This is a genomic window from Methylocystis sp. Uni0008 (genome assembly GCF_056838045.1).
In genome coordinates, this window is record NZ_CM166370.1 from 850,396 (window position 1) to 867,683 (window position 17,288).

Sequence of the window (17,288 nt, forward strand, 5' to 3'; positions counted from 1 at the left end):
TCAGGAACTCCGCCCAACTTCTACCATGTCTCGCCGCTGATCAGTCCTCCGCTTCGACCGCCTCCAGGACGAAGCGGACCAGTTCGTCGGCCGACGAATAGCTGATCCACTTTCCGCCAGGATAGACGACCGCGACAGGCCCGTGCTCGCATTGGCCGAGACAGCCCGACTGCGACAGGCGCACGCCCTCGCGCTTGGCGTAAGGCAGCGCCTTCACCGCCTCCTTGGCCTTGTCGAGCGCCTTCTTCGCGCCGTGATCCTCGCACGCCGGTTTGCCGTCGCGCTTGTTGACGCAGACGAAGACGTGGCGGCGAAAAGGTTTGATCTTGGAGCCAGGCATTCAATATCCGAACTGCTCGCGCAGGATTCGCTCCTCGAGCGAATGGCCGGGGTCGTGGAGCAGGATCAGGCTCGTGGCGTGATCCATCTCGACATCCACATAAGCGAGATCACGAAATTCGTCATGGTCGGCGACGACGGAGACGGGTCGCTTCGCCGCTTCGAGAACTTCGATGCGCACCTTGGCCGCGTCCGGCAGCAGCGCGCCATGCCAGCGGCGCGGACGGAAGGCGGAAATGGGCGTCAGCGCCATCAGCGGCGCGTCGAGCGGCAGGATCGGGCCGTTAGCGGAGAGATTATAGGCGGTGGAGCCCGCGGGCGTCGACACCAGAACGCCGTCGGTGATGAGCTCCGGCATGCGCTCCTGCCCATTGACCAGAATGCGCAGCTTCGCGATCTGCGAGGTCTGGCGCAGCAGCGAGACCTCATTGATCGCGTGCGCCGAGAATTCGTCGCCGCGCACATTGACGGCCTGCATCAGCAGCGGATGAACGATCGACGGCTTCGCTTCGGCGATCCGCTTGCGCAGACCTGTCTCGCGATACTGGTTCATCAGAAAGCCGACGGAGCCGCGGTTCATGCCGTAGATCGGCTTGCCGGTGTCCATGAAGCGATGCAGCGTGCGCAGCATCAGCCCATCGCCCCCGAGGGCCACGATGCAATCCGCCTCTTCGGGCGGGCACTCGCCGTATTTCTCCACGAGCCGCAGACGCGCGTCCTCCGCCTCGGGCGCGCCCGACGCGAGAAAGGCCAGCTTGGCGCAAGGCGTCTTGCCGCTTTGTTGTTGGTCACCCGCGGCGCCCATCGCAACTCCCCTCGCGTTCGCCCGCAGCCGCCGCGATCTTTTCGCATACACCGTTGTGAAGCTGGAGAAAACGGCGCCGACGCAAGCGCGTGCGAGCGCCTTCGCCAGTCGCCGCGCCCCCCGCTCAGCCGGTCTCCCCGGGACCCCACAGCCAAGCCGCGCCGCGCACCCCGCCTGAATCGCCATGCGCATTCGGCAGGATCTTCGTGTCGAAGGCGTCGGTAAAGGCGCTCTCCCCCACGCGCGCCGCGAGCCCTTCGTAGAGCTGCGAGATGTTCGACAGCCCGCCGCCGAGCACGATCACGTCGGGATCGATGAGGTCGACGACCATCGCAAGCGCCCGCGCCAGACGATCCCGGTAGCGCTCGACGCTTTCGCGCGCGCTGGCGTCCCCGGCTTCGGCCATTGCGGCGATTTCGGCGGCGAGCCGCCGCTCGCCCGAGCGCTTCTGATAGTCCCGCGAAAGCCCCGCGCCGCACAGGAACGTCTCGATGCAGCCGCGATGGCCGCAAAAACAGGGTTCGCCCGGATGTTCGTCCGCCGTCATCCACGGCAGCGGCGCATGGCCCCATTCGCCGGCGACGCGATTGCGTCCCTCGAGAATCTTGCCGTTGACGATGACGCCGCCGCCGACCCCGGTGCCAAGAATGACGCCGAACACCACGCCGGCGCCGCGGCCGGCGCCGTCGATCGCCTCCGACAGCGCGAAACAATTGGCGTCATTGGCGACGCGCACCGGATGTGCGAGCGCGTGCGCGAGATCGACGTCGAGCGGCTTGCCGTTGATGACGGCGGTGTTGGAGTTTTTCACGAGTCCGGTGTGGGTCGAAATCGCGCCCGGCGCGCCGACCCCCACAAGCCCGCGCCGGCCCGTCTCGGATTCGATCTCGCAGACGAGCGTCGCGACGGCGTCGACGATCGCCGCGTAATCATGCGCGGGCGTCGCGATGCGGCGGCGCGCCAGCGTCTCGCCCGCGGCGCCAAGCGCGATCGCCTCGATCTTCGTGCCGCCGAGATCGACGCCGATGCGGATTGCGTCGCGCGTCATTTCACGCGGGCGCGATCGATGTTCTGCGCGCCGGAGAGCGCGGCGCCAGCGGCTTTGTCGATCTGCGCCGAATCGAGGTCGAGGCCAGCGATCTTCGCGCCCGTCCAGTTCGCGCCGGTCAAATCCGCGCCGGCCGCGTCGGCGCCCTGCAGATTGGCGTTGGAGAAATCCGCGCCCGCCGCGCGCGCGAAACGGAGATCGGCGCTCGCAAGATTCGCCTTGTGAAAGCGCGCGCCCTCCAGCACGGCCGAGCGCAGTACCGCGTGCATCAATCCCATCGACTGGTTCTTCATGTCGGCGGAAAGATCGGCCTCGCTGAAATTGGCGCCGCGCGCCGAGGCGCCGGTCAGATCCCCGGCGAGCCGCGCATGCGCAAAATCAGCGCCGTCGGCCCGCATGCGCTGCATTTGCGAAGCGAAAGCGTGCGCGCCCTTCAGCGATGCGCCGGTAAGGTCCGCTTCGATGAGCCAGGCCTGATCGAGGATCGCGTCATCGAGCCGCGCGCCGGCAAGCGACGTCTTGTTCATGCGGGCGGCGCGAAAATCGACGCCGTGCAGATCGAGCCCCGAAAGATCGAGCCCGTTGAGGCTCTTCTCCGAAAGATCGACCTTATGTCCGCTTTCCCGGTGCTGCAGCGCCGCCTCGACGTCGCCGCGCGTCAGTTCAGCCTTGGAATACGCCGGTTGCGCAAGATCGACGCCCTGCAGCATGTCCTGCGCGCGGGGACCTTGAGCAACGAGCGACGTTGCGCAGAAGACGGCGAAACTCAGAACTCCAATACGCACGAACGCATCCCTCTTCCACGCTACGCCGCGTCGGCGCTCCGATCGGCGTCGCCGCTCAGCGCTTGCGCCTGCGCGACCCAGCCGTTGCGCTTCACCCGCCCCGCCGCGCCGATCGACGATTCGATCCACTTGACGTTGTCGTCGCTCCAAGCGGCGATCTGATCATAGTGGAAAACGCCGAGCGCGTGCAGCTTCTCGACGCTCTTCGGCCCGACCCCCTTGATTTTCGCGAGATCATCCGGCGCGCCGCTACGCGGCGCCGTCAGCATGGAAGGACGTTCGCCAGCCGCCGCCTTGCCGTTGGCGGCGCGCATTTGCGCGGCCTTTTCGCTTAACGCCTTCGCGGCTGACGCCGCCGCCTCCAGCGCCGGCTCGACGCTCGCCTGCGTGGGCGCCGCATCCGCGGCGCTCGCCTCTTGCGTATCAGGCGACGGCGCGATGATGGGTTCGCAGACTTCGCTCGCGACGCCGCGCAGCACGACCATCGGCCGCTTCACGGCATGAGCGGGGGCAGCCGACTGAGTGGTCTTGAGCACGCCGCCGACCGGCAGGCCGACGAGATAGGCGACCGCCGATATCAGCGATATGTCCACCATCAGCGCAACGCGGCCTTCAAGCAGTCCGAGCCATGAAGCGGCTGCGCCGACGGCCAGCGCCACCACAATCGCGATGATGTTCCAGCCGGGCGCCGCTGGGGCGTCCTTCGCTGGCGAGGTCGTGAGATAACCGATCAAAGCGCCCAGCGCGCAAGCGGCGGCGAACCACGGCCAGCCGAGCGTCAGCAAATAAGACATCCGCCCTCTCCTTCTCTGGCGTTACTTGACGACGATTTCGACGCGGCGATTGCGCGCGCGGTTCTCGTCGTTGTCGTTGGGCGCGATCGGGCGCTCGCCGCCGTAGCCCGCCGCGCTGATTTTGAACGGATCGATTCCAGCCTTTAGCAGGCGGTCGACCACCGCCTGCGCGCGAAGCTTGCTGCGCCCGAGATTCACTTCCGCAATGCCGACGTTATCCGTATGCGCCGCGACTTCGAGCGTTGCGCCCTGGCAGCGCAGCGCCGTCGCGGCGATCGCATCGAGGAGAGGCGATGATTCCGGAGCGATCGTCGAATCGTCGGGCGCGAAAGCCACCGGCGATTTGGCGAGGAGTTCGGACAGGGCGGCGCCGCATTGGGCGGCGTCGAGCGGCGAGCCGACAATGCGCGTCGAGAGCTGCGCATCGCCGTGGAAGTTTTGTGGAAGCGCTTCGGCGAACGCGGCCCCGATGTCCGAGCGCGCGCTCTGATGACGGGCGACGCCCGCGAGCGCAACATGCGAATCGCTGATCGCGAGCTTGCCTTCGTCGAGCCGTGCAAGCGCCGCAAGCGAACGATCCGTCGCTTCCGCGAAGTTCTGCGGCGCGCCCTTCGCGACGACAAGCCGATCGATGACTTTCGCGTCGAAGAAATTTCGACGCGCTGTTTCGACGAGGCGATGACGAACGGTCTCATCAGGCGCATAGCCGCTGAGCGTGACGTCTCCTCCGGCGCGCTGCGCGGTGAACAGGTAAGGCGAAATCGCGCCCGCCGCGACGTCGAGGCGCGCAATCTCGAACCCGGAAGGCAATCGCGCTTTCGCGTCGGCCTGGATCGTATCGCTCAATACGTTCTCGCGTCCCTGCCCTTCGATGATGATCTTGCCGTCTGACACGGCGACCTTGCCTTGCGACAATTTGCCGAGTTCGCCGACAGCGAAAGCGACAGCGCCGGAAAAATCTCCGGACGGCGCCCCGGCGCCAAGCTGCGTCGCGTCGCTGACCGCGGCGCCTGCGCCCGCGCTCGCCGCCATGGCGACGACCTCTTTGCGCAGGTCGTCGCTCGGCAAGTGTCCGGACAGGCTGATGACGCCGTCGCGCAGCGCGGCTGAGAACACGTAAGGAGAAACGCGCGGCGGCGAAACGTCGGCCTTTACGCCGGTCTCGCCGAACGGCGGCGCCTTGAGCGCCGCAAGCGTCTTTTCATAATCGGCCGCGCTGCGCGCTTCGCCTGAGACCGCCAGGGTCGCATCAGTAATCGTCGTCGTCGCGGGGTCGAGTTCCGCGAGACGACGCACGGCGAAAGAAGCCAGTTCGGCGAAGGATTGCGGCGCGCCGTCGGCATAGGCGGCGGAGTCCGTCACTTCCAGGCCTAAGGCTGCGATCTCTGCGCGCAACCTGTCGCGCGCGCCAGTCGGCGGAACATTGCCTGTGATCGTCGCCCTGTCGCCGCGGCGCTCGAGTCGCAGCACGAAGGGCGTCGCGCGAGAGAGCGGCCGCGTGGCGTCGATGACGCGCCGCGCAGGCGTTTCAACGCCCAGCGCCGTAAGAAGGCGGGCTTTCACATCAGGCGAAAGCGAAATGCCGGCAAGCACAATATCGCGGCCGGCGACGCGCACTTCCGCTCTGTCAATCGCGTCAGGCGACTGTGCGACGCGGGAAGAAACCGCAACGCGCAGATCGTCTTCGATGCGAGGCGTCAGCGACTCCTGCGCGAAATAGGCAAGTCCCAAAAGGACCGGCAGCCCAATCCACCATTTTTTTGGAAGGTGCATAGACGTCTTTGCCCCCCATCGAAGAGAGAATCAGCGAAGACGCGCATACTCTTGACGCACATGGTTCCTTTGCGCGGCGACATGTCAATATGATGGCCGACGCAAAAACGGGGAACGCGGCGGCGCCGCGCTCCCCGGAGGCGAAGAAGAGTCCTGGTTGGTTTTGAGATAGGGTTCGTTCGCGCTTCGACAAGACTATTTCGAAGGGGCGCGCGCCGCTCCAGGCGGTCTGCCGGGGATGAAGGGCGCCATGCCCGCGCGCGCCAGTTCGTCGGCGCGCTCGTTCATGTCGTGGCCCGAATGGCCCCTGACCCAATGCCATTCGACGTCGTGCCGCTCGGCTGCGGCTTCCAGCCTTTGCCACAGGTCCACGTTCTTTACGGGTTTCCGATCGGCGGTGCGCCAGCCGCGCGCCTTCCATCCGGCGATCCACGACGTGACTCCGTCGCGCAAATATTGCGAATCGGTATGGAGGTCCACGGCGCAAGGCCGCGTCAGCGTTTCGAGCGCCATGATCGCCGCCAGCAGCTCCATCCGATTATTCGTGGTGAGCGGCTCGCCGCCGTTGATCTCTTTCTCGCGGTCGCCAAAACGTAAGATCGCGCCCCAGCCGCCGGGCCCGGGATTTCCCGAGCACGCGCCGTCCGTCCAGATCTCGACGCCGCGCGTCATGACGCGAGGCCGTAGACGCGCGCGTCAGCGGCCAGCTGGTGAAAGCGCAGTTTCGCGAGATATTCGCGAGGATCCTTGGGCCGCACGAGCGCGCCTGGCGGCACGTTGAGCCAGTCGACATAGCGCGTCAGCAGAAATCGCATTGCGGCGCCGCGCGCGAGCGTCGGAAAGGCCGCGATTTCGGCGCCCGAAAGCGGTCGCAGGCGCTGATAGGCGTCGAGCAGCGCGGCGCCCTTCTCCGGCTGATAGCGATGCTCGGCGTCGAAGCACCATGCATTGAGGCAGATCGCCAGATCGTAGGCGTAGGCGTCGGTGCAGGCGAAATAGAAGTCGATCAGCCCCGAGATGCGCTCGCCGAGAAAGAAGACGTTATCGGGGAAGAGATCGGCGTGAATCACGCCGCTCGGCAGATCGCGCGGCCAGTCCCGCTCCAGATGATCGAGCTCCGCCGCAATGAGCGCGCCCAGTCCCGCCGCGACTTCCTCAGCCCGCGACGCGCAGGTTCCAAAGAGCGGCCGCCATCCCTCCACCGAAAGAGCGTTGCGGCGGCGCTGCGCGAAATCGGCCCCGGCGAGATGCAGTTGCGCCAGAGCCGCGCCGAGCGCGGCGCAATGCGCGGTGTCGGGATGATGGACGGAATAGCCGTCGAGAAAGGTGACGATGACGGCCGGCCGGCCCGCCAGACGTCCCAGCGCCGCGCCGGCGCGATTTTTCACCGGCAGCGGGCAGGTCACGCCCCGCGCCGCGAGATGCTCCATGAGGTTCAGGAAGAATGGCAGATCGGCTTCGGCGACGCGCTTCTCGTAAAGCGTGAGGATGAAGCTGCCGGCCTCCGTATGGAGATAATAGTTGGAGTTTTCGACGCCCTCCGCGATGCCCTTGCAGGACAGCAATCGCCCGAGATCATATGTCGCGAGAAAAGCGATCAGCTCCTCGTCGTCGACCAGCGTATAGACGGCCATGAGCGCCGACCGTTCACTGCAGGCTGCGCCCTCAGGCGATCGCCCGCAGCTCCTTGGGCAGAGGGAAGGAGACGTTCTCGTCGGCGCTGGAGATGGTTTCGACGATGATGTCGTAACGCTCCGCGAACGCGTCCATGATCTCCTCGACCAGAACCTCGGGCGCGGACGCGCCGGCCGTGATGCCGAGCGACGAAATGCTGCCGAAAATCTCCCAATCGATCTCGCCCCGGCCCTGCACGAGCTGCGCCGGCGCGCCGGCGCGCTCGGCGACTTCGCGCAGCCGCTGCGAATTCGATGAATTCGGCGAGCCGACGACGATCACGGCGTCGACATGCGGCGCGACTTCTTTGACCGCGGCCTGGCGGTTCGTCGTCGCATAGCAGATGTCTTCCTTGTGCGGGCCGATGATCTTCGGAAAGCGCTGCATCAGCGCGCTGACGATCTCCCGTGAATCGTCGAGCGACAGAGTCGTTTGCGTCACATAGGCGAGATTGGTCTCATCGTCGAATTGGAGTCGATCGATGTCCTCCACGGATTCGACCAACACCACCGCGCCCTCCGGCAGCTGTCCCATTGTGCCGACCACCTCGGGATGGCCGGAATGTCCGACGAGCAACACCCGTCGGCCGCGCCGCCAATGAATTTCCGCCTCGCGATGCACTTTGGTGACCAGCGGACAGGTCGCGTCGATGGCGAGAAGCCCGCGCCCGGCCGCCGCGGCCGAAACCTCCTTTGCGACGCCATGCGCGGAAAAAATCACCGGCGCGTTCGTATTCGGGATCTCGTCGAGCTCCTCGACGAAGATCGCGCCCTTGGCCTTCAGCGACTCGACGACGTAGCGATTGTGCACGATCTCATGCCGCACGTAGACGGGCGGGCCGAACTTGGCCAGCGCCCTCTCGACGGCGTCGATCGCGCGCACGACGCCGGCGCAAAACCCCCGCGGCGAGCAGAGGAGTATCTTGAGCGGCGGCTTCGTGGGCCTTGGGTGAACGTTCATCTTCGCGCCTTTGGCATAGGCGGCGCGAGGCGGCGAATCGCACAAGCGCCAAACGCGGCCATCCGGAGAGCCCGGCTGAATGCCGGCAAGCAATGTCGCGCATGCGTCACGCTGTCAAGCCGCCTGGAGCGGCGCCGCTCAACAGTGAAATCCGCATCCGCGAGCCCGGCCAATGCGTTGCAAACGCCGGACGCCGCCGATTGGTTTCCGCCCCGGCCACCGATTGGCGTCGCCGCCAGACTGTGACACGATGAGGCGGGGCACGGTCTAGGCCCCGTGAACGGAGCTGCGCGCATGTCGTATCTCGACGAGATTTTGCAGTCGGCGCAAGGCGGCCAATTGGTCGCCAATCTGGCTCAGCGCTTTGGACTCACCGACGAACAGATGGACAGCGCGATCAAGGCGCTGACGCCCGCGCTCGAAGTCGGCCTGAGCAACGCCGCCGAAGAGCCCGCGCTTTTCGAACGGCTCCTGGGCGATATTGCGTCGCCTGGGCGCGCCGCCGCCTTCTACGAGCCCAGCGCCGCGCACGACACGGAAAATGTCGCTCAATCGCGGCAGCTGCTCGACGATCTCTTCGGCTCTCCGGCGGCGGCCGGACGGGTCGTGCAGGTCGCCGCCCGAGAGTCGGGACTGCGCTCGGACATTCTTTCGCAATTATTGCCCGTACTGGCCTCCGTGCTCATCGGCGGATTGTTCAAGAATGTGAGCAATCAGGGGCTCGGGGGCGTGCTCGGTCAGCTTGTCAATTCCGGGGCGCTCGGCTCCATTCTGGAACAGATGCTGGGCGGCGGGCGCGCGCCGCAGCGCGAACCTGAACCAATGCCGGCGCCGCGTGGCGGAGGGATGGGTCCGCTCGGCGGCATCCTCGGATCGATATTGGGATCGCTGCTTGGCGGCGGCGGGCGGCGCCAGCCAGATCCTTACGGCGGAGGACCGATGGGGGGTCCGATGGGGGGTCCGATGGGCGGTCCGCAGGAAGGCCCGCTTGGCGGCGGCTATCAATCCGACAGGAGCTCCTCGGGACTACCCGAGGGGATGGATGAGGCTTCAATCCAACAGGCGATTGAAGAAATCAAAAAGACGCTGCAAGTCGGACGCGGCGGCGCTGGCGGAAGCCCCGGCCCACGCTCGGACTTCGAGAGCATCATCGGCCAGATGTTCGGCAAGCGCTAAAAGGCGGACAAAAATGCCGGCGGTCGCCTCGGTTCGGTGAGGCGGGCGCCAAGTCTTTAGAAAGAACGACGCTCTTTGGGTCGCCGCGCGCGTTTCGCCGGCGGAGCTGGAGGCTTGCGCCGCGCCCGCTTTCCTGCAATCCATCGGCGCGATTCCTCGATGGCGCGAGGCGCGTCCGCGCCGCAATCGCGCTCCTCCTCTAACACGGACAATTTCCTGTAGATGGCTCGCGACGTATCCGACACGACGCCGATCACGTCGCGCAACATGTTGGTCGAGTGGCTGGAGGCCGGCTGCAAGACCGGCGGCGCTCCGCTGCGGATCGGCACGGAACACGAGAAGATCCCTTTCTATGCCGCCGATAATGCGCCGGTTCCTTACGAGGGCTCCGCCGGCCGCGGCGGCGTGCAGGCGCTGCTCGAGGGCCTGGGCGACGCGCTGGGCTGGGCGCCCATCCTCGACCGCGACGCCCTGATCGGCCTCTACGAACCCGATGGCGGCGGCGCGATCTCGCTCGAACCCGGCGGACAATTCGAACTCTCCGGGGCGCCGCTGGCCGACGTTCACGCCACCCATGACGAACTCGACGCGCATTTTGCAGCGCTCGCGCCCGTCGCGCGGGCGCTCGGCATACGCTTCCTCGATCTCGGCTGCAGTCCGAAATGGTCGCGGGCGCAGACGCCGGCGATGCCCAAGCAGCGCTACGCCATCATGCAGGCCTATATGCCGAAGGTCGGCGCGCTCGGGCTCGACATGATGTTTCGCACCGCAACCGTTCAGGTCAACGTCGACTTCGTCGACGAAGCCGACATGGTGCAGAAAATGCGGGTCGGCCTCGCCTTGCAGCCCCTGATCACGGCGATGTTCGCCAACTCGCCATTTCTCGACGGCGCGCCCACCGGCCGGCTGTCGCAACGCTCTTACATCTGGCTCGACACCGATCCCGACCGCACGGGCATGCTGCCTTTCGCCTTCGAAGAGGGTTTCGGCTTCGAACGCTATGTCGACTACGCGCTCGACGTGCCGATGTATTTCGTCAAGCGCGGCGACGTCTATCACAATGTGGCGGGCGCGAGCTTTCGCGACCTGATGGATGGCCGCCTTCAGCAACTGCCAGGCGAGCGCGCCACAATGTCCGACTGGGCCAATCACCTCTCGACGATTTTCCCGGAGGTGAGATTAAAGACCTATCTCGAAATGCGCGGCGCGGACGCCGGCCCCCGCGCCCATTTCACCGCCCTTCCGGCGCTTTGCGCCGGTCTGCTCTACGACGCTGGGGCGCTCGATCAAGCGCGCGAACTCACCAAGGAATGGAGCGCGGCGGCCCGGCAGGCGCTGCGCGACAATGTCCCCGCGCTGGCGCTCGACGCGAATATCGGCGGCCGCACGCTGCGCGACGTCGGGCGCGACGTGCTTGCGCTGGCGAGGGACGGACTACGAAGGCGCGCGCGCCGTGACGCGCAGGGACGCGACGAGACCGTTTTCCTTGCGCCGCTGGAAGCTATTCTGGAGGACGGGCGCACCTTGGCGCAGCAGCGCCTGGACGCCTATTACGGCGCGTGGGGACGATCCGTCGACGACGCCTTCACCGACGGCGTTCTACCGCTTTAGGCCGTTTGAATACCGTAGCGGACTTCAGCGCGGGAAAAGGTCGTGCAGCCCGAAGGGCGCCATCGGCGGCAGCGCGGAGCGCGCCGCGGCATGCTGCATGCCGTCACGGTGCATTTCGGCGTAGCCCATGGGGGCGATCGGCGTTCGCGGCATCGTGACGCGAACGTGCCCGCCAAGCCGCACGCAGCCGTTGGACCCTGCAACCGCGACATAATCGGCGCCGTAACGCGCGCATTGGCTGACATTGTCAGCGCGCGCCGGCGCAACGGTGAACCCCGTGAGGGCGATCACGCCGAAAATGAGCGCCGAAAACTGACGGTCGCCGCGGCTAATGATGTCTAGGGTCATGAGTCCTTTGCCTCACTTCCGAAAATTCGCGCGGGTCGCACGAGATTTCAGGAGTCTTGCAATCCCGACAATACGCCGTCGTTACGCTGGCGGAGACGGGGCCCTCGCCTCGAAGCGAGCTTCGTTCCGCGGAACCCAACTAGAGCCAAACATCGTGGCAGGATCGTGTCGTTTAAGCCTGCGGGCCGCGCCGGCCGACCGCTCTTGATCACTACCCTTTATTTTCCGTTTATTTATTTTTGGTTTAGACGATCGTCGGCGGCGGCCGCCAGTCGCCAATCGCGGCCTGTACGATCGCCAGGGCCGCCACCGCGGCGGTGTCGGCGCGCAGCACGCGAGGTCCGAGCGAGAGACGCGCCACATTGGGCAAACGGGCGATAGCCGCCCTTTCGGCGTCGTCAAAGCCGCCTTCCGGTCCGATGAGCAGGCTGACGCCATCTTGCGCCGTGCGGCCGGCGAGCGCGTCCAAGGGATTGGCGAGCGCCGCGTGTTCATCGCAAAAAATGAGGAGCCGCCCGGCAGGCCAACGCGCCAGAAAGTCCAGCAATTCGACGGCCGCTTCGACGCCGGGCACGGCCAGCACGCCGCATTGCTCGGCCGCTTCGATGACATTGGACTCGAGCCGCTGCGAATTGACGCGGCGGACTTGCGTGCGATGCGTGATCACCGGCACGAGCCGGCCGGCGCCCATCTCGGTGGCCTTCTGCGCCATGTAGTCGAGCCGCGCCTGTTTTAAGGGCGCGAAGCAATAATCGAGGTCGGCGCGTTGAGTTTGGGCGCGCAGGCGCTCTGCGACGCGCAATCTTGCGGCGCGGCGCGAAACGTCGAAGAGCGTCGCGCGGAATTCGCCGTCCCGGCCGTTGAACAAATGTATTGCGGCGCCCTCGCGCATGCGCAGGACATTGAGCAGATAGTTCACCGCCTCAGCTGAAGGCGCAAATTCCACGCCCGGCGCAAGATCGTCGCGAACGAACAGGCGCTGCGCATTAAAATCGTAAGTTCCCACAACCGGTTCCCAGCGGAGACGCGAGCGCAACGCGCGCTTGCCATGAAGCCGCCGCTTTGTTGCGCGCAGGTTCGCCAAAACTTGCGTCGCCGGCAAGCCTGCTGGTAATGCTGCAAGCCTGATGAGCGGACCAAGAGACATGATCATCGGCGCTGTCGCTTTTCCTCGCGCTATCGCGCGACTTTCGCTTCTTTCGCTCGTGGCGACGCTCGTCGCCGCGGGCGGCGCCTATGCGCAAAGCTGTCAGGAAGACTTTCAGAAGCTCACCGAAAAGCGCATGGCGGGAATCCAGGCGCTCAACAATCTCGGCAAGGCGGGCAAAGGCAAGATGGATCCGGAATCAGCTTGCCCGGCCGCGAAACGTCTCGTCGCCATCGAGACCGAGATGATGAATTACATCACCAAGAACAAGGAATGGTGCAACATTCCGGACCCTGTCGTCGAGGGCTTCAAGGAAGCGCGCGGCAAAACTCAGGGCTTCGCCTCGCAGGCCTGCGCGGCCGCGGCGAAGATGAAAGAAATGCGCGATCAGGCGGCCGCCGGCGGCGGCATGATGGCGCCCCCGAAGTTGCCCGCCGGACCGCTGTGAGCATGGGGCGAAGCGGCGATTCGTCGGGAGCGACCGTGCTGCCCGACGCGATCGCCGACCATCCATTGCTGCGGCGCGCGCCGCCGGCGTTGCTGCCCTTCATCCAGCTTGCGCGACTCGATCGGCCGATCGGCTGGTGGCTGCTGCTGCTTCCCTGCTGGGAGTCGAGCGCGCTCGCGTCCGCATCGCTGCGCGAAGGCCCCAACCTCTGGCACCTCACGCTCTTCTTCATCGGGGCCGTCGCCATGCGCGGCGCGGGCTCGACGTACAACGATTACGTCGATCGTGAAATCGACGCGAAAGTGGAGCGCACCCGGCTGCGCCCGCTCGCCAGCGGCCGCGCAACGCCGCGCGCGGCGCTCGGCTTTCTCGTGGCGCAATGCCTCGTCGGGCTCGCGGTGCTCCTGTCGTTCAATGGTCTGACGATTGCGCTGGGGCTGATATCTCCGCTCATCGTGCTGATTTATCCTTTCGGCAAACGCTTCACCTCATGGCCGCAGGCGATTCTGGGATTGGCCTTCGCTTATGGGGCGCTGCTCGGCTGGACGGCGCGCACGGGCGAACTTGGCGCCCCGGCCCTGCTTCTCTATGCGGCCGCCATCGCGTGGACGATTGGCTTCGACACGATCTATGCGCTTCAGGATCTGCGTGACGACGCTATCGTCGGCGTGCGCTCCACGGCGCGCTTGTTCGGACGGCGCGTGCGTCTGGCGGTTGGCCTCCTCTACGCCGTCTCCGCCGCCAGCGCGCTCCTCGCTGTGTATCTGTCGGGCGGCGGCTGGCTCGCCTATCTCGGCGTCGGCGCCTATGCGGCGCATCTCGCCTGGCAGATTTCACAGACCAAGGAAGATGTCGCGCCAGCGACCGCGCTGCGGCTGTTCCGCTCCAATCGCGACGCCGGGCTGCTGCTGTTTGCGGGCTTTTTTGCGCAGAGCCTCGCGTACCTGCTCTGATCGACGCGCGACATAACGCGCAACCGCCCTACTTCTCGAGCTCCTTTTTGCGATCGATGCAGGAATCGATCTCAGTCTTGTTCAGCTCCCAATAGGAGTAGCCGCACAGCGCCTGGTAGCGGCTGCTGACGAAAAAGGACCAGACATAATATCCCGTCAGCAGCACCGCGGCGACCGCGGCGATCTTCATGATGATGTTGAATCGCGTTTCAGCGTCTTGAGTGTCGGACATGAGTTTTCTCCGCGCCGATGTTAGGCGGCTGAAAATTGCGCCGTCAACGTCAATCTAGCGTCTGCCTGAAACGCATCACCGCGACGCTCATCGCCACCAGCGCGAAGGCGGCGAGCGCGCCGGCGTCGACGGCGAGATCGCCGAAGTTCGACCCCTTCAACATCACCGAGCGCACGATGCGCAGATAATGGGTGAGCGGCATCACCTCGCCGAAATACTGCGCCCAAATCGGCATCCCGTAGAAAGGAAACAGGAAGCCCGACAGAAGCATGCTCGGCAGAAAGAAGAAGAAGGTCATCTGCATCGCCTGCAGCTGATTTACCGCGACGGTCGAGAAAGTGTAGCCCACCGACAGATTGGCGATGATGAAAAGCAGCGTCAGCGCCGTGAGAGTGAAGAGCGAGCCGACCACAGGCACCTGGAACAACAGCGACGCAACGATCAGGATCGTCGACATCTGCACGGCGCCCACGACCACATAGGGCGCGATCTTGCCGAGCATGATCTCGACCGGACGCACCGGCATTGCGAGCAGCGCCTCCATCGTTCCTCGCTCGATTTCGCGCGTCACCGACAGCGCCGTATAGATCAGCATCGTCATGGTGAGGATGGTGCCGATCAGTCCGGGCACGATGTTGCGGCGCGTCTCTCCCGCGGGATTGTAGCGCCGATGCACGCGGATCTCGTAAGGCGGCGCGCTCTGCGCAAGAGACGCCAATGGTCCGGTCAGTTCGCGGTCGAGCGCCTGATTGGCCGCGCCGAGCGCGGCGGCGACCGCGCCGGACGTCGCCGTAGGGTCCGTGGCGTCGGCGATGAGAAGCAGCCCGGGCTTTTCGCCGCGCACGAGCTGGCGCGAGAAATCCGGCGGAATCTGAATGACGAACTGCACCTTATTCGAAAGGATCAGTTTGTCGGCGTCCGTCTCTCCGCGAGCGATATATTTGATGTTGAAATAATCGGTGGCGCGCAACGCGCCGATCAGCGCCCGCGCAATCGGACTGTCGTCGCTTGTCAGCACGGCCGTCGGCAGATGTTTGGGATCGGTGTTGATCGCATATCCAAAAAGCATCAACTGAATGAGCGGAATGCCGACGATCATCGCGAAGGTCGGCCGATCGCGCCGAAGCTGAATGAACTCCTTGACGAACATGGCGACAAAACGCTGCCAGGATTGCGCAAGCGCGCCGCGCCGCGCCGGACGGGAGAAGACGCTTGGCAGGCTTTCCTGCGCGCTCATTGGTCAGCCTCGGCCCGTGTCATCAGATCGATGAAAACGTCTTCGAGCGTCGGCTCGTCGCGCGTCCAGCGCTGCGCGCCCGCGGCGCCATAGCGATGCGCGACGCGCGCCATCGCCGCCTCATCGCGCCCGCCGACGTGCAGCGCGGAACCGAAGCGCGCGACCATGTCCACGCCGGGCTCGCGTTTCAGATCGCTGCTCAGCGGATCCAGTCCCTCCCCCGTCACGACCCAGGTCGAAAGATGCGCGCTGGCGATAATTTCCGGAATCGTCCCTGAAGCGAGCAGCCGTCCGTTGGCGATATAGGCGATCTGATGACAGCGCTCGGCTTCGTCCATGTAATGCGTCGAGACGAGCACTGTTAAGCCTTGCGTCGCCAGATGATGGATCTCGTCCCAGAAGTCCCGGCGCGCCTTCGGATCGACGCCCGCGGTCGGCTCGTCGAGGAGGAGCAGCGACGGCCCCGGCAGGATGCATGCGCCGAGCGACAGCCGCTGTTTCCACCCGCCCGAGAGTTCGCCGGCGAGCTGATCGGCGCGCGCGACGAGACCCAAACGCTCAAGCGCCCCCTGAGCCGCATGCTCCGGCGCCTCGAGGCCGTAGATGCGCGCGACGAATTCCAGATTTTCGCGAATGGTGAGATCGCGATAGAGCGAAAACCCCTGCGTCATATAGCCGACGTAACGCTTGATCTCTTCCTGCTGACGGCGAATGTCGTAGCCGAGACATCTTCCTTCGCCCGAGTCCGGCGTCAGCAGTCCGCAGAGCATGCGGATCGTCGTGGTCTTGCCGCTGCCATTGGGGCCGAGAAAGCCCTGAATATGGCCGCGCGCCACCTGCAGGGTGAAATCGTCGACGACCTTGTTGCCCCCGAAAGATTTTGTCAGCCCGCGCACATCGATCGCAATATCGCTCTCGACGCTCATTGCGCCGCTCCCGTCGCTTCCGGCGCGGGAGTGACGGCGACCGGCATGCCGAGCGGCAGCGCGCGCGCGGCGCCTTCAAGGCGCGCCTCCGCCTTGAAGACGAGTTTGGCGCGCTCCTTGTCGCTGAAAATCACCGGCGGCGTGTATTCCTGACGGCTGGCGATATAGCTGACGCGCCCATAGAGATCATCGGCGCAACCGTCGCAGGTGACCCGCATCCGTTCGCCCAGCGTGATATTCGGCAGCTCCGGTTCGGAGACGTAGAAACGGACCTTGCGGTTCTCGGGCGGCAGCAGCGCGACGACCGGCTGACCGGCGTTGACGATCTCGCCGGGGCGGAAAAACACGTCCTGCACGGCGCCGTCGGCGGGCGCGAGCACGCTTTGGCGCTTGATGCGGATGTTCAGGGCGTCGAGTTGGGCGCGCGCCTGTTTCAGATTCGCTTCGGCGGCTTCGATCTCCTGCGAGCGGCTCGCCATGCGCGACGCCTGGACCTGCCGGCGCGCCTCCTCGACGCTCGCCTCGTCGCGCGCCAGAGCCATCTTGGCGCGGTCGAGCGCGGCCTTGGCGACGTGGCCTTTGGCGTAAAGCGCGCGCTGTCGGTCGTAATCAGCGCGGGATAATTGCAGCGCGGCCTCGGCCCGTTCGAGCGCGGCCTGTAAAACCGCGATCTGCTCGGGCCGGCTCATCGCCGCCTGTAGATTTTGGACCTGCGCCTCGAGTTGCGCGATGCGCGCCGTCGCCTCGTCGCGCGCGCGATCGAGAAGCGTCGTCGACATCGTGAACAGCGGATCGCCCTTCTTGACCTGGGCGCCGGCCGAGACCGCGAGATTGGCGACCCTCTCGGTCTCGTAGGGGCCAATGTAGAGTATCTCTCCCTCCACATAGCCCAGAAAGGAATCGTTAGGATTCGCCGGACGATAGGTGACGCGCCAAACGACGACCGCGAGAAGCGCCAGCGCAATGAGGAACGCGAGACTCTTCATGCGGCAGGGGCGTAGAGCGGATTGCGCATCGGTTGATTATGCACCT

19 protein-coding genes are annotated in these 17,288 nt (G+C 65.5%); 4 read left to right on the forward strand and 15 right to left on the reverse strand.

The features are described from left to right. Window positions 1-40: 40 nt before the first annotated feature. The 9 genes from AC0X69_RS04240 to ispH form a co-directional block, all read right to left on the reverse strand. A complete protein-coding gene (locus tag AC0X69_RS04240) occupies window positions 41-340 on the reverse strand; it encodes a (2Fe-2S) ferredoxin domain-containing protein (protein WP_482611605.1) in 300 nt (99 codons plus the stop codon). After that, window positions 341-1,336, reverse strand: coding sequence for an NAD kinase (locus tag AC0X69_RS04245; protein ID WP_482611607.1), 996 nt, complete (start codon window positions 1,334-1,336; stop codon window positions 341-343). Beyond that, window positions 1,269-2,192, reverse strand: a complete 924-nt coding sequence (locus tag AC0X69_RS04250; RefSeq protein ID WP_482611609.1) for an ROK family protein — start codon at window positions 2,190-2,192, stop codon at window positions 1,269-1,271. The genes AC0X69_RS04245 and AC0X69_RS04250 overlap by 68 nt, the downstream gene beginning before the upstream one ends. Further along, entirely contained in the window at window positions 2,189-2,902 is a 714-nt protein-coding gene (locus AC0X69_RS04255; RefSeq protein WP_482613306.1) for a pentapeptide repeat-containing protein, read from the reverse strand. The genes AC0X69_RS04250 and AC0X69_RS04255 overlap by 4 nt, the downstream gene beginning before the upstream one ends. Before the next feature lie 95 nt (window positions 2,903-2,997). Beyond that, complete coding sequence (locus AC0X69_RS04260; RefSeq protein WP_482611611.1) at window positions 2,998-3,771, reverse strand: helix-hairpin-helix domain-containing protein; 774 nt, start codon at window positions 3,769-3,771, stop codon at window positions 2,998-3,000. Between the two features lie 21 nt (window positions 3,772-3,792). Further along, on the reverse strand, window positions 3,793-5,544 hold the full coding sequence (locus tag AC0X69_RS04265; RefSeq protein WP_482611613.1) for an OmpA family protein: 1,752 nt from the start codon (window positions 5,542-5,544) through the stop codon (window positions 3,793-3,795). A gap of 195 nt (window positions 5,545-5,739) precedes the next feature. Beyond that, on the reverse strand, window positions 5,740-6,216 hold the full coding sequence (rnhA, locus tag AC0X69_RS04270) for a ribonuclease HI (RefSeq protein ID WP_482611615.1): 477 nt from the start codon (window positions 6,214-6,216) through the stop codon (window positions 5,740-5,742). Continuing rightward, the gene (gene thrB / locus AC0X69_RS04275; protein ID WP_482611617.1) at window positions 6,213-7,178 is read right to left on the reverse strand and encodes a homoserine kinase; all 966 of its coding nucleotides are present in this window, start codon (window positions 7,176-7,178) and stop codon (window positions 6,213-6,215) included. The genes rnhA and thrB overlap by 4 nt, the downstream gene beginning before the upstream one ends. A 31-nt stretch (window positions 7,179-7,209) precedes the next feature. Further along, window positions 7,210-8,178 carry a 4-hydroxy-3-methylbut-2-enyl diphosphate reductase gene (ispH, locus tag AC0X69_RS04280; protein WP_482611619.1) on the reverse strand — a complete coding sequence of 323 codons (969 nt, stop codon included), beginning with the start codon at window positions 8,176-8,178 and terminating at the stop codon, window positions 7,210-7,212. 294 nt (window positions 8,179-8,472) lie between these two features. On the opposite strand from ispH, the gene AC0X69_RS04285 reads away from it, so the two are divergent. Next, entirely contained in the window at window positions 8,473-9,354 is an 882-nt protein-coding gene (locus AC0X69_RS04285) for a DUF937 domain-containing protein (protein WP_482611621.1), read from the forward strand. A 222-nt stretch (window positions 9,355-9,576) separates the two neighbouring features. Beyond that, complete coding sequence (locus tag AC0X69_RS04290) at window positions 9,577-10,965, forward strand: glutamate--cysteine ligase (protein ID WP_482611623.1); 1,389 nt, start codon at window positions 9,577-9,579, stop codon at window positions 10,963-10,965. Between the two features lie 24 nt (window positions 10,966-10,989). Here AC0X69_RS04290 and AC0X69_RS04295 read toward each other — a convergent pair whose 3' ends face one another. Next, window positions 10,990-11,313: a hypothetical protein gene (locus AC0X69_RS04295; RefSeq protein ID WP_482611625.1), complete on the reverse strand. Its 324-nt coding sequence runs from the start codon at window positions 11,311-11,313 to the stop codon at window positions 10,990-10,992. A 244-nt stretch (window positions 11,314-11,557) separates the two neighbouring features. Then, window positions 11,558-12,319 (reverse strand): 16S rRNA (uracil(1498)-N(3))-methyltransferase, encoded by a 762-nt coding sequence (locus AC0X69_RS04300; RefSeq protein WP_482611627.1) that lies wholly within the window; start codon window positions 12,317-12,319, stop codon window positions 11,558-11,560. 139 nt (window positions 12,320-12,458) lie between these two features. On the opposite strand from AC0X69_RS04300, the gene AC0X69_RS04305 reads away from it, so the two are divergent. Continuing rightward, window positions 12,459-12,908 carry a hypothetical protein gene (locus tag AC0X69_RS04305; protein ID WP_482611629.1) on the forward strand — a complete coding sequence of 150 codons (450 nt, stop codon included), beginning with the start codon at window positions 12,459-12,461 and terminating at the stop codon, window positions 12,906-12,908. Between the two features lie 2 nt (window positions 12,909-12,910). Then, on the forward strand, window positions 12,911-13,861 hold the full coding sequence (ubiA, locus tag AC0X69_RS04310; protein WP_482611631.1) for a 4-hydroxybenzoate octaprenyltransferase: 951 nt from the start codon (window positions 12,911-12,913) through the stop codon (window positions 13,859-13,861). Window positions 13,862-13,889: 28 nt separating this feature from the next. Here ubiA and AC0X69_RS04315 read toward each other — a convergent pair whose 3' ends face one another. The 4 genes from AC0X69_RS04315 to AC0X69_RS04330 are packed head-to-tail and all read right to left on the reverse strand — an operon-like array spanning window position 13,890 to window position 17,242. Next, on the reverse strand, window positions 13,890-14,093 hold the full coding sequence (locus AC0X69_RS04315) for a hypothetical protein (RefSeq protein ID WP_482611633.1): 204 nt from the start codon (window positions 14,091-14,093) through the stop codon (window positions 13,890-13,892). Window positions 14,094-14,142: 49 nt separating this feature from the next. After that, the gene (locus tag AC0X69_RS04320; protein WP_482611635.1) at window positions 14,143-15,330 is read right to left on the reverse strand and encodes an ABC transporter permease; all 1,188 of its coding nucleotides are present in this window, start codon (window positions 15,328-15,330) and stop codon (window positions 14,143-14,145) included. Continuing rightward, window positions 15,327-16,256 (reverse strand): ABC transporter ATP-binding protein, encoded by a 930-nt coding sequence (locus AC0X69_RS04325; RefSeq protein ID WP_482611637.1) that lies wholly within the window; start codon window positions 16,254-16,256, stop codon window positions 15,327-15,329. The genes AC0X69_RS04320 and AC0X69_RS04325 overlap by 4 nt, the downstream gene beginning before the upstream one ends. Continuing rightward, window positions 16,253-17,242: an HlyD family secretion protein gene (locus tag AC0X69_RS04330; RefSeq protein ID WP_482611639.1), complete on the reverse strand. Its 990-nt coding sequence runs from the start codon at window positions 17,240-17,242 to the stop codon at window positions 16,253-16,255. Before AC0X69_RS04330 ends, AC0X69_RS04325 begins: the two co-directional genes overlap by 4 nt. Between the last annotated feature and the right edge of the window lie 46 nt (window positions 17,243-17,288).

Bases quoted from the DNA above. Each gene is read 5' to 3' on its own strand.
- AC0X69_RS04240 (WP_482611605.1), bottom strand. From the start codon at position 340: ATGCCTGGCTCCAAGATCAAACCTTTTCGCCGCCACGTCTTCGTCTGC.
- AC0X69_RS04245 (WP_482611607.1), bottom strand. From the start codon at position 1,336: ATGCGCATGGCGATTCAGGCGGGGTGCGCGGCGCGGCTTGGCTGTGGG.
- AC0X69_RS04250 (WP_482611609.1), bottom strand. From the start codon at position 2,192: ATGACGCGCGACGCAATCCGCATCGGCGTCGATCTCGGCGGCACGAAG.
- AC0X69_RS04255 (WP_482613306.1), bottom strand. From the start codon at position 2,902: ATGCTGCAGGGCGTCGATCTTGCGCAACCGGCGTATTCCAAGGCTGAA.
- AC0X69_RS04260 (WP_482611611.1), bottom strand. From the start codon at position 3,771: ATGTCTTATTTGCTGACGCTCGGCTGGCCGTGGTTCGCCGCCGCTTGC.
- AC0X69_RS04265 (WP_482611613.1), bottom strand. From the start codon at position 5,544: ATGCACCTTCCAAAAAAATGGTGGATTGGGCTGCCGGTCCTTTTGGGA.
- rnhA (WP_482611615.1), bottom strand. From the start codon at position 6,216: ATGACGCGCGGCGTCGAGATCTGGACGGACGGCGCGTGCTCGGGAAAT.
- thrB (WP_482611617.1), bottom strand. From the start codon at position 7,178: ATGGCCGTCTATACGCTGGTCGACGACGAGGAGCTGATCGCTTTTCTC.
- ispH (WP_482611619.1), bottom strand. From the start codon at position 8,178: ATGAACGTTCACCCAAGGCCCACGAAGCCGCCGCTCAAGATACTCCTC.
- AC0X69_RS04285 (WP_482611621.1), top strand. From the start codon at position 8,473: ATGTCGTATCTCGACGAGATTTTGCAGTCGGCGCAAGGCGGCCAATTG.
- AC0X69_RS04290 (WP_482611623.1), top strand. From the start codon at position 9,577: ATGGCTCGCGACGTATCCGACACGACGCCGATCACGTCGCGCAACATG.
- AC0X69_RS04295 (WP_482611625.1), bottom strand. From the start codon at position 11,313: ATGACCCTAGACATCATTAGCCGCGGCGACCGTCAGTTTTCGGCGCTC.
- AC0X69_RS04305 (WP_482611629.1), top strand. From the start codon at position 12,459: ATGATCATCGGCGCTGTCGCTTTTCCTCGCGCTATCGCGCGACTTTCG.
- ubiA (WP_482611631.1), top strand. From the start codon at position 12,911: ATGGGGCGAAGCGGCGATTCGTCGGGAGCGACCGTGCTGCCCGACGCG.
- AC0X69_RS04315 (WP_482611633.1), bottom strand. From the start codon at position 14,093: ATGTCCGACACTCAAGACGCTGAAACGCGATTCAACATCATCATGAAG.
- AC0X69_RS04320 (WP_482611635.1), bottom strand. From the start codon at position 15,330: ATGAGCGCGCAGGAAAGCCTGCCAAGCGTCTTCTCCCGTCCGGCGCGG.
- AC0X69_RS04325 (WP_482611637.1), bottom strand. From the start codon at position 16,256: ATGAGCGTCGAGAGCGATATTGCGATCGATGTGCGCGGGCTGACAAAA.
- AC0X69_RS04330 (WP_482611639.1), bottom strand. From the start codon at position 17,242: ATGAAGAGTCTCGCGTTCCTCATTGCGCTGGCGCTTCTCGCGGTCGTC.